10 protein-coding genes and 1 pseudogene are annotated in these 8663 nt (G+C 72.8%); 4 read left to right on the top strand and 7 right to left on the bottom strand.

Annotated elements, in window-relative coordinates; genetic code table 11:
* Nucleotides 1–163: 163 nt before the first annotated feature.
* Both RH94_RS29105 and RH94_RS29100 read right to left on the bottom strand, forming a co-directional pair.
* Nucleotides 164–379 carry a DUF397 domain-containing protein gene (locus RH94_RS29105; protein ID WP_073951328.1) on the bottom strand — a complete coding sequence of 72 codons (216 nt, stop codon included), beginning with the start codon at nt 377–379 and terminating at the stop codon, nt 164–166.
* A gap of 319 nt (nt 380–698) precedes the next feature.
* Entirely contained in the window at nt 699–1190 is a 492-nt protein-coding gene (locus RH94_RS29100; RefSeq protein ID WP_143204094.1) for a YcxB family protein, read from the bottom strand.
* Nucleotides 1191–1455: 265 nt separating this feature from the next.
* On the opposite strand from RH94_RS29100, the gene RH94_RS29095 reads away from it, so the two are divergent.
* Nucleotides 1456–1836 (top strand): PIN domain-containing protein, encoded by a 381-nt coding sequence (locus RH94_RS29095; RefSeq protein ID WP_199881083.1) that lies wholly within the window; start codon nt 1456–1458, stop codon nt 1834–1836.
* Nucleotides 1837–1855: 19 nt separating this feature from the next.
* Here the strand turns inward: RH94_RS29095 and RH94_RS29090 are convergent, their stop codons facing one another.
* The 4 genes and pseudogenes from RH94_RS29090 to RH94_RS29085 form a co-directional block, all read right to left on the bottom strand.
* The gene (locus tag RH94_RS29090) at nt 1856–3118 is read right to left on the bottom strand and encodes a TIGR02679 family protein (RefSeq protein ID WP_073951326.1); all 1263 of its coding nucleotides are present in this window, start codon (nt 3116–3118) and stop codon (nt 1856–1858) included.
* Nucleotides 3119–3255: 137 nt separating this feature from the next.
* A pseudogene (locus RH94_RS39985) lies at nt 3256–3423 on the bottom strand (IS110 family transposase); the annotation flags it as partial.
* A gap of 55 nt (nt 3424–3478) precedes the next feature.
* On the bottom strand, nt 3479–3631 hold the full coding sequence (locus RH94_RS40940) for a hypothetical protein (RefSeq protein WP_158073103.1): 153 nt from the start codon (nt 3629–3631) through the stop codon (nt 3479–3481).
* A 369-nt stretch (nt 3632–4000) separates the two neighbouring features.
* Nucleotides 4001–4618 carry a CGNR zinc finger domain-containing protein gene (locus RH94_RS29085; RefSeq protein ID WP_073951325.1) on the bottom strand — a complete coding sequence of 206 codons (618 nt, stop codon included), beginning with the start codon at nt 4616–4618 and terminating at the stop codon, nt 4001–4003.
* 164 nt (nt 4619–4782) lie between these two features.
* Between RH94_RS29085 and RH94_RS29080 the strand changes: the two genes are divergently transcribed.
* Genes RH94_RS29080 through RH94_RS29070 form a run of 3 tightly spaced genes read left to right on the top strand, consistent with a single transcriptional unit; the run spans nt 4783 to nt 6852 of the window.
* Nucleotides 4783–5526 carry a metallophosphoesterase gene (locus RH94_RS29080; protein WP_073951324.1) on the top strand — a complete coding sequence of 248 codons (744 nt, stop codon included), beginning with the start codon at nt 4783–4785 and terminating at the stop codon, nt 5524–5526.
* Between the two features lie 25 nt (nt 5527–5551).
* Entirely contained in the window at nt 5552–6304 is a 753-nt protein-coding gene (locus RH94_RS29075; RefSeq protein WP_073951323.1) for a LysE family translocator, read from the top strand.
* Entirely contained in the window at nt 6301–6852 is a 552-nt protein-coding gene (locus tag RH94_RS29070) for a GNAT family N-acetyltransferase (protein WP_073951322.1), read from the top strand. Before RH94_RS29075 ends, RH94_RS29070 begins: the two co-directional genes overlap by 4 nt.
* Before the next feature lie 100 nt (nt 6853–6952).
* On the opposite strand, the gene RH94_RS44950 is transcribed toward RH94_RS29070, so the two are convergent.
* Nucleotides 6953–8663: TIGR02680 family protein (locus RH94_RS44950; RefSeq protein ID WP_234426120.1), on the bottom strand; the 1711-nt coding region annotated here is incomplete at its 5' end.

The following is an 8663-nucleotide window of genomic DNA, read 5'->3' as shown; positions in this document are numbered from 1 at the left end:
CCCGCCGGAGGTTAGGGCCGATCGGCCCTAACCTCCGGCGGGGTTGCGCGGGCTCCCGGACCCGGTCGGCCGGTCCGGCGGGCCGCCCGGCAGACGATGACCGTCTGTGCGAGAGCCCTGCCGTCCGGCAGGAACCGGCAGGGCTCTCGCGTGCGTACGACCGTCAGACGTCCCGCTCCGACGAGGCCGACCCGACGAACCCCGCCCACGCCTCGTGCGACACCGTGAGGACGGGCCCGGCGGCGGTCTTGGAGTCCCGGACGTGCACACCTGCCGTACCGGTCGCGACCTCAAGACAGTCGCCACCCTCGGTTCCGCTGTAGCTGCTCTTGAACCAGGCGAGGCCGGACGCAACGGTCGAGGACTCGGCGTCGTTCATGGCTCTCCCAGCAACCTCTCGATGAACTCCCCCACGCGCAGCCGGCCTTGCCGCCGCCTCATCCGTACGCTTCGCCATGAACCACCGCCCTTCCCCGGCTCAACGCCCACGCGGGGGCGCCGTCACGCCACGTGCCTCGTACACGTGTCGACGCCGCGCGTACAACCGGTTCGCGTCGGTGCGTCACCAGTGCCGGACTCCGTGACGGCCAGGCGTCCGCCCTGCCAGAGACCGGCACGGGCCACCGACTCCGGGAGCAACTCGCTTCTTCAAAGGCCGTTGACGTGCCTGGTGCAGGGCAGTGCCATCCATCGGTCGGTCAGGACGGTCCATACGGCGTCACATGCCGATCGGCCGGCTCTCTCAACCGCTCGACCCCACCGGCGTCCCGCACCCCGCGCTTGGGCAGCACACACATGCCGCCCATCGAGTCGTCGACCGACAGCACGAACAGGTTCTCGGTCTCCTGGCAGCGTGTGAAGGCCGCCCAGTGGAGTGTGCCCGAGGAAACGGCCGTGCGGGCGTGGACGCCGGTGTCGTCCACGCGGATGGCGTACTGCTTCTGGGCCTGTGCCCATTGGTGCAGCGCGAACACGCGACGGTGCAGCCGCAGCGTTTCGTAAAGGGAACCCAGCAACATCCCGAACGGCACCGACGCCAAAAACGCGAGCGCGCGCAGCGGCCCCGGCACGACAGCGACGGCGGTCAACAGCAGAGTCAGCCCGAAGAGGACGGGAATCCGGCGGGAGGCACCAGGATCCGCCCGACCCGATCGGGCACACAGCGCCTCGATCAACTCCGCCTCGGTCACCAGGAACTCCCACTCGACCGTCTGAGCCGAGGCGTCCCGTCCACCGTCGGGGGACATCAACGGCTGCCGGTCCGGGCCAGGGGCGGACGCGCGTCCAGCAGTGCGCGCAACCGCTCCGACGCGTCCGCTCCCTCCGCGCCTTGCTACCGCATCCCGCAAGAACGTGTGCCGCTCTGGAGGAGTGGAACGGCTACGACCCGAGCGCGAGTGAACAGGCGGCTCTCGACGCGGAGCTGGACCAGCGGCTGAGCGAGGCGGGAGCCAGGTGACCGAGCCCCTGCACATCGTCCTGGACGACACGGCGATGGGCGCGGCCGGAAAGGGCAACGTACTCGCTTCCCGGCTGATCCACCGCGCGCATGCCGAGGCGGGCTGGTTCCTGTACGCCCCGGCGTGCGCCCTGGTCTCGGCGGACCGTGTACGGCCGGGCACCGCGGAGCAGCTCGCCGCGCTCCCCGGTGTCACGGTTCTCGACCTGGACCTGCCCGCCGCGCTCGCCGTGGCGCGCGACACGTCCTGGGCCCCCGCTCACGCGCGATACGCCGCCGAGCCGACGGCGGAGCGGCCGAGCGGCGCGGTGATCGCCACCACCGCGCCCGAAGCCTGGAAGGGGCAGCCCTTACGGATCATCGACCTCAGTCCCTGAGCTCTCCGAGAGTCCCTGGTCAGGGGGCGAGGTCGGTCAGGAGACCGTCCAGGACGGTCTCCTCCTCGATGCGCACGCCCAGTTCGATGAGGGCCGGATGCAGGTCGGGGTCCCACGGGGCGTCGGCCGGTGTGCCGGTCAGGGGCGGGGCCAGGGGAGTGGCGGCGGCCGCGGCGCGGTAGTCGGCGGCCGTGTAGCGCCAGGGGCGCCAGGGGACGCGGTGCAGCAGGGTGGCGGCGATGCGCAGGCCGCCCCAGTCGAAGTCGCCGTGGTAGCGGAGCACGCAGCCGTGGGTGTGCAGGTGGCGCAGCAGGGTGAGGGCGGCGGCCGAGGGCTGGCCCTGGAGGCAGACCAGGGGCGGGCAGGCGGGACCCAGGGTGTCGGCCGCGGTGGCCAGGACGGTGGGGTTCTCGCACACATGCACGGTGGCGGGTGCCGTGTGCGGCGGTACGCGGGTGAGCCGGCGCAGCGTCAGGACCACTGGCTCTCCCGAGCCGGCCGCCCAGTCGAGGTCCGGGGTGCCGCGCAGACCCACGGTGAGGACGGTGGAGGACAGGGCGTCCTTGAGGAGCCCGGCCGAGGCCCAGGCCTCGCGGCGCCACTCGGCTCCGCCGCCGTCGGGGAAGCCGGTCAGGGCGCGCACGCCGGACAGGACGAGGGTGGCGAGCGGGGTGCCGTCGTCGAGGGCGTGGGCGTCGCCGAACGCGGCGGCGGCGAAGGCGGGCAGGGACACGGCCGGGTTGGCCGGCAGCCGGCGCAGGGCCTCGGCGGCGTTCCCGAGCAGGGCTTTCGCCGCGTGCGGGGTGTGGACGAGACGGCGTACCAGGCCGTCCTGGCGCAGCCGGTCGGCCCAGTCGGCCAGCTCGGGCCTGGTGGTGCGGATCAGCGCGTCGAGCGGGGCGTGGGCGTCCCGCCAGGCGTGCGCCTCCCGTTCGCGTACGTCGGCGAGCCGGGTGACCGGGCCGGTGAGGGCGGTGACGGCGGCGGCCAGGCCGTCGGGGCTGATCCCGGAGCGTCGCAGGACGGCGTCCACCGCGTCCAGCCGTACGCTCAGCGATCGTCCGGTGCCCGGAGCGCGGCCCAACAGGCGCTCGGCGGCGGCACGCTGCGCGGCGGTGGGGGCGGCCAGGGCGACCGGCCCGGTCAGGGGCTCGTCCCGTTCCATGCGGCGGCGTACGCGGTCGACCAGCCAGGCCAGTTCGGGGTCGCCCAGGAGGCGGGCCAGACGGTCGCGGTCGACGGACGCCGAAGGCAGCCGGGGTGTACTCGCGTCCTCGCTCATGCCGTCCTCAGGTCCACGGGAGTCTCCTGGTCCTCCGGCGTGCCCGCGGCGCCGAGAACCTGTCCGGCAGATCATGCCGGAATCGCGGAGCCTGCGTCCTCGGGGTCTCGCTGGGCGGGGTGCCTCCATGTCCTTCGTCAAGCCCGGGCCGGCCGTGCGGGGGCTGCTTCGGGGACGCGTGATGTGGGGAAGGTGCCGTCGCGGAGCATGGCGAACAGGACGCTGATGCGGTGGCGGGCCAGGCGGAGGAGTGCCTGGGTGGGGGTCTTGCCGCGGGCGCGCCGACGGTCGTAGCAGGCCCTGGAGTTCTGGCTGTACTGCTCTGTGGGGCGGGGACGCGGCCGGCGGGTGGTTGGCCCTTCAGCGCAGTGTGTCGCGGTGGGCGATGTGCGGGGTGATGGCCATCGTCCGGACCATGCGGCGGTGGGTGTCGTGGTCGTGGCCGCGGTCGGCGTACAGCCGTCGGGCCTGCGACGGGGCCTTCCCGGCGGGACGCGATTTCCCGGGGCTCATGACACCCACCCTGCTGACAGCGTGAGCAGCCGGCAAGTGAATGCCACTCTCGCGCTCAAATGAGCGGCACGTGAACACCGGAGGTCGAGATGTTCACCCTTTTCAGAGGGGGTATGTGCCTCCTGGCCGGGCGTCTCGCGGGGGTGTGTCCCACGCCATGGTGCAGGTGATCGAGCCCTTCGCGTTCCGCTCCGAGGTTCGTGGCGGTCTCCAGGGATGCGGCAGCCCGCGGAGTGTCCCGCTGAGACGGGCCGGACACTCGATCCGGCGGAGCCGACCGCCCCCACCTGCGGAATCCGGCGCCTCGATCCCCTGCGCCACCTGGTGGGACACCGTCATCCGCGGCTCGGGCAGCAGGGCGGGTGGCGGTCAGGGTGGAGGGGAACTTCCATCGGTGGCCATGCGCTGACGCCGGTAGTGACGAGCTGCTCGGGCACGGTTTCCGCACGACGGCTTGCACCATTCCTGCCGCCCATGGCTCTTGACGAAGTAGCGCACGCAGCGGGGCGCGGTACAGGCCCGCAGCCGCTCGCGCTGCGGGCCGCTCAGGAAGTCGATGGCGGCGCGGGCCAGGGCTGTTACGAGCCGGACTTTCGGGTCCGTCTCCGCCGACAGCAGACGGGCCGTGGGGGCACCGTCCAGCGGCCAGTCCAGGTACGGGGCAACCGGCTCACGGGCGGCAACCGTGTTGAGGTGGGCCAAGGCCTGCGTGGCCGACATCAGCTGACGGGCATCCGCCGGGCTGGGGGGAGCGGGACCGACCGCCCGGGCGAACAGCGTCCGGACCGCCCTTCGCAACTCGATGATCTCGCTCCTGAGGCCTTCGTCCGCTGTGATTCCTCCCGCCGGGAGATGGTCGGTCAGCAGATCGGCCTGCTCCTGGATCCAGCGGGTTGTTCCGTGTGCCGTGGCGAGGTCGTCGGTGACGCCGCCGTCTCCGTTGTGACGGATCGTGCTCGCCAGTTCCAGTGCCAGTCGGCGCTCCATCGGCGTCTCCTTCCCCACCTGGCCTCAACCACTTGATCACATTCCCGCGCACACCCTAAAGTCCCTAACGGAAAAATGAGAACTTCCGTTAGGTGCCGGGGTGGGGCGACGCACCACGCCTCGGTGTGAACCGGCGGCCAGAGCCGCCATGGGAGGGGACGGAGATGACGGTGCTGCTCGCCCAGATCAGTGACCTGCACCTGGACGGCGGTGAGAGGGCCACCCGGCGCGCCGGCCGCGTCATGGACTACCTGCGGGCCCTTCCCCGCCCGGTCGATGCCGTCCTGGTCACCGGAGACATCGCCGATCACGGGGCGGAAGCCGAATACGAGGAAGCCGCCCGCATCCTGACGGCCCCCTTCCCGGTACTCACCTGCCCCGGCAACCACGACGCGCGTCCGGCCTACCGCAAGGCCCTGCTCGGCGAGGTACCCGACCAGGGCCCCATCAACCGGATCCACCACATCGCCGGGACCGCCATCCTGATGTGCGACTCCACCATCCCCGGCCGTGACGAGGGGCGCCTCGACGCCCAGACGCTCGACTGGATCGACACCCAGCTCACCGGGTTGCCACGGGACACCCCGGCACTGATCGCCTTCCACCAGCCGCCGGTCGCACTTCATCACCCGCTGCCCGACTCCGGAATGCTCGAACAGCCCGGACGGCTGGCCGCCCTGCTGGACGCACACCCGCAGGTTGCCGCCGTCCTGACCGGACACGCCCACACCGCAGCCGCCTCGGTCTTCGCCGCCCGCCCCCTGATCGTCGGCCCGGCCGTCACCTGGACCCTGCGCATGCCCTGGGAAGGCGACCGCCCCGCAGACCGCGACCAGCCGCCCGGCCTCGCCTTCCACATCCTCGGCGACGACCGGCGCCTGACCACCCACTACCGCGTCGTGCTCTGATCCCACCCCTCGGCCCGGAGACATCGTGGTCCACCCCTACGCTGCTCCCGGCTTCCTGGCGGCGGTCCTTTCCCTGGCTGCCACCCCCGGAGCCGGCCCGGCCCTTCTGGTCCAGCACGTCACCGACAACGGCCGCCGCCAGGCTCTTCCCGTCGTCCTCGGCACAGCCACCGGCCTGTACATCCACGCCGCCCTCGCCACAGCCGGCCTGTCAGCCCTGGCCATGCACTCCGGTCAGGCCTTCATGGCCGTCAAGGTCGTCGGCGCCGCCCACCTCATCGTCCTGGGCACGTGGACGTGGCGTTCCACCAGGGCGACGGCGCGTGCCCCCGCTCCCCGGCGTCTGCCCGTGCAGTCGGAGTCCGTCTGCTCCCAGCCCCTGTTCGCCGACGTCCTCGACCCGAAGGCGGCCTCCATCCACCTGACGCCGGTTCCCCGGTTCATCCCACCCGACCACTCCTTCGGCGGCCAGATCCTCGTCCTGGCCACCGCCCACGCGCTGCTGATGACACTCGGGCTCCTTGCCTGGACCGCTCTCATCCAGCGTGCCTCGCACGCCCTGCGGAAACCCCGCTCCAAGCGTGCGACCGCCAAGACCACAGCCGTGGTGCTCCTCGCCCTCGGGATTCGGACCGCCGCACCATGGGCCGGCATTTCGACCTGGCCGCGCAAGACCTTCGGGACCCAGCCGGACATTGTGATCAATGCGGCGTATCGCAAGGCCGACCGGGCGACCACGCTCCTGCCCGGCGGGCGTGCGATAGGTTGCCCGCCATGAGTGAGCTTGGGCCCGTCGCCTGGCCACCTGCCCCGATCAGGACCGAGCGGCTCGTGCTCCGCCAGTCCGAGGCCCGGGACCGTGCGGCGTTCGTCGAGCTGTTCGCCTCGCCAAAGGTGGGCACCTACCTCGGTGGCCCTCGACCGCGTGATGAGCTCGAGCGCGCGGTGCCCGAGGTGCCCGGGCGGCGCCCCGGCCTTTTCGTGATCGATCTCGACGGAGCGATGATCGGCACGGTCACGCTCGACCGGCGCGACGCGGAGCGTCCGGGCCACGTCCGTCCGGATGCCGGGGAGGCCGAGCTCGGCTACATGTTCCTGCCGGAGGCGTGGGGACGCGGGTACGCCGCCGAGGCGTGCGCAGCGGCACTCGACTGGTTCGCCGACGCACTTCCCGGCGAGCCGGTGGTGCTCTGCACCCAGACCGCCAACGACCGCTCGATGCGCCTCGCGGCGAAGCTGGGGTTCACCGAGGTGGAGCGGTTCGAGGAGTACGGCGCCGAGCAGTGGTTCGGCGTGTGGTCCTCCTCACCTCCGCAGAGCCCGTGAGCTGCCGGTTCCCCTTGTCCTGCCGGGCGACGGAGAGTCACGACGGAACGGTCTTCCACACGGCGGCCTTCGCCTTGCGGCTGCGTGCGGCAGCCCTTGCTCACCCAGGCTGATGGGTCCCGTGGTCCGGAGCCGGGCCGATCCGCCGGGCAGGCCCCGCGGGGACGGCCTCGCCGGGCTGCGCGGGGGCGGTCGCCAGCCAGTGGTCGGGTTCGGTGCCATGCGTCCGTTCGGTGCCGTCCCACTCCCAGCGGGTCACCAGGACCGCGGGGATCTCGTCGACGCGGGAGAGCTGGGCGATGGCGATGCCGGGGACCTGCGGGTAGCAGGCCCATTCGCGTTCGCTGGTCATCACCACGTCCAGGTCGAAGGCGTGCAACAGCCCCAGGCACTTGGCGCGGGAGTCGTCGTCGACACCGGCGAAGGCCTCGTCCAGCGTGACCAGACGTGGAGCGTGCGGGGCGGCCGTGGCGTAGTGGGAGGAGGCCGCGGCGAACAACGGCACGCTCACCGCCAGGACGCGCTCGCCACCGGAGGCGGGCCCGGTGGCCGGGACCCACTTGCCGTGCTGGTGGCGTTCGATGCCGAACTCGTGCCAGGCGCGGTAGTCGAGGGCTGCGGTGAGCACCTCCAGCCAGCTGCCCGCCCGGTCGTCGGACTGCCGGCGGCCGATCTCGGCCTGCAGGAACTCGCCGACCGCGGCCCGGTCCTCGGGCGTCCAGGCGTCGGCGGACTGCCGCAGCCGTTCGCGGGCCTGGGCCAGGCCGGCCGGTGCCTTCCGCGAGGAGCGCCAGACCAGGCGCAGCCTCATGCCGGTGGAGGTGGGCCGCTCCTGCAGCTCGGCGTTCATGGCGCGCACCTGGCGCTCGGCGGCGCCGATCAGCTCCTGCAGGGTGCCGGCGACCTCGGTCAGCAGGTGGGTCTCCAGGATCTCGCGCTCGTGCGCGGACAGGATGCGCGTCAGCTCGGCCACTTCCGCGGCGAGCGCCTCGGCGAGCTCGGGCACGGCCCGCTCGCGGCCCTGGTAGACGATCTCGACGACCATGCCGTCCTCCACCATGCGGGCGGTGGCGCTGTGGCCGCCCCGGGACAACGCGTCCTGGAGCTTCTTGTACTCCTCGCTCAGCCGCTTCTGCACCCGTTCCCAGGCGCCGTCGGAGTCGTCGGTGCCGGACAGTTCGGCCTCGACGGAGCGGGCGAGCGCGACGGCCGGGGTGGCGGCCCAGGGGCCGGCCTCCAGGGGCGGCACCGCCAGCTCGGGCAGGGCGACGGACATGAGGCCGGTGCCTGCGAACCGCTGGAGGGCGGCGATGGCCTCGGCGCGGGACGCGGTCGCCTCACGGACGTCCACCTCCAGCCGTTCGATGTGTCCCTGCGCCCGGTGGGCACGCCGGTCGGCGGCCGTGTGGTCCTCGCGTGTCCGGCGCTGGTCGCGGTCGCAGGCGGCCAACGCCTCGGAGGTCTCGGCGAGGCGCCGCTCGAGCTCCGCGACGGCGGCGCCGACGGTGGAGCGCAAGGTGGCGTGGCGCTCGTCGGCGGCGGCCGCGAGACGGCTCGACTCCTCCGCACGCAGGGCCAGTTCGGCGACCCTCCCGCCGGCCTGCTCCGCTTCCGCGCGCTCCTCGGCGAGCGAGCGCGCCGCCTCGGCACGCTCGCGCAGGGCGGGCCACAGGGCGGCGAGGACGGCGGTGTGGTCGGCCAGGGCCTGACGTACAGCGGCCAGCCCTGCCTGGGCGGCCGGCAGGTCCAGCGCGGCGGCGGTCTCGGCGAGTTCACCGGCCGCCTCGGCTTCCTGCCGGACCGCCTCCGCC

It is taken from the genome of Streptomyces kebangsaanensis, from assembly GCF_001906585.1.
GTDB lineage: Bacteria > Actinomycetota > Actinomycetes > Streptomycetales > Streptomycetaceae > Streptomyces > Streptomyces kebangsaanensis.
Note: the sequence above shows the minus strand (reverse complement) of the source record. Positions and strands in the feature narration are given on the sequence as shown.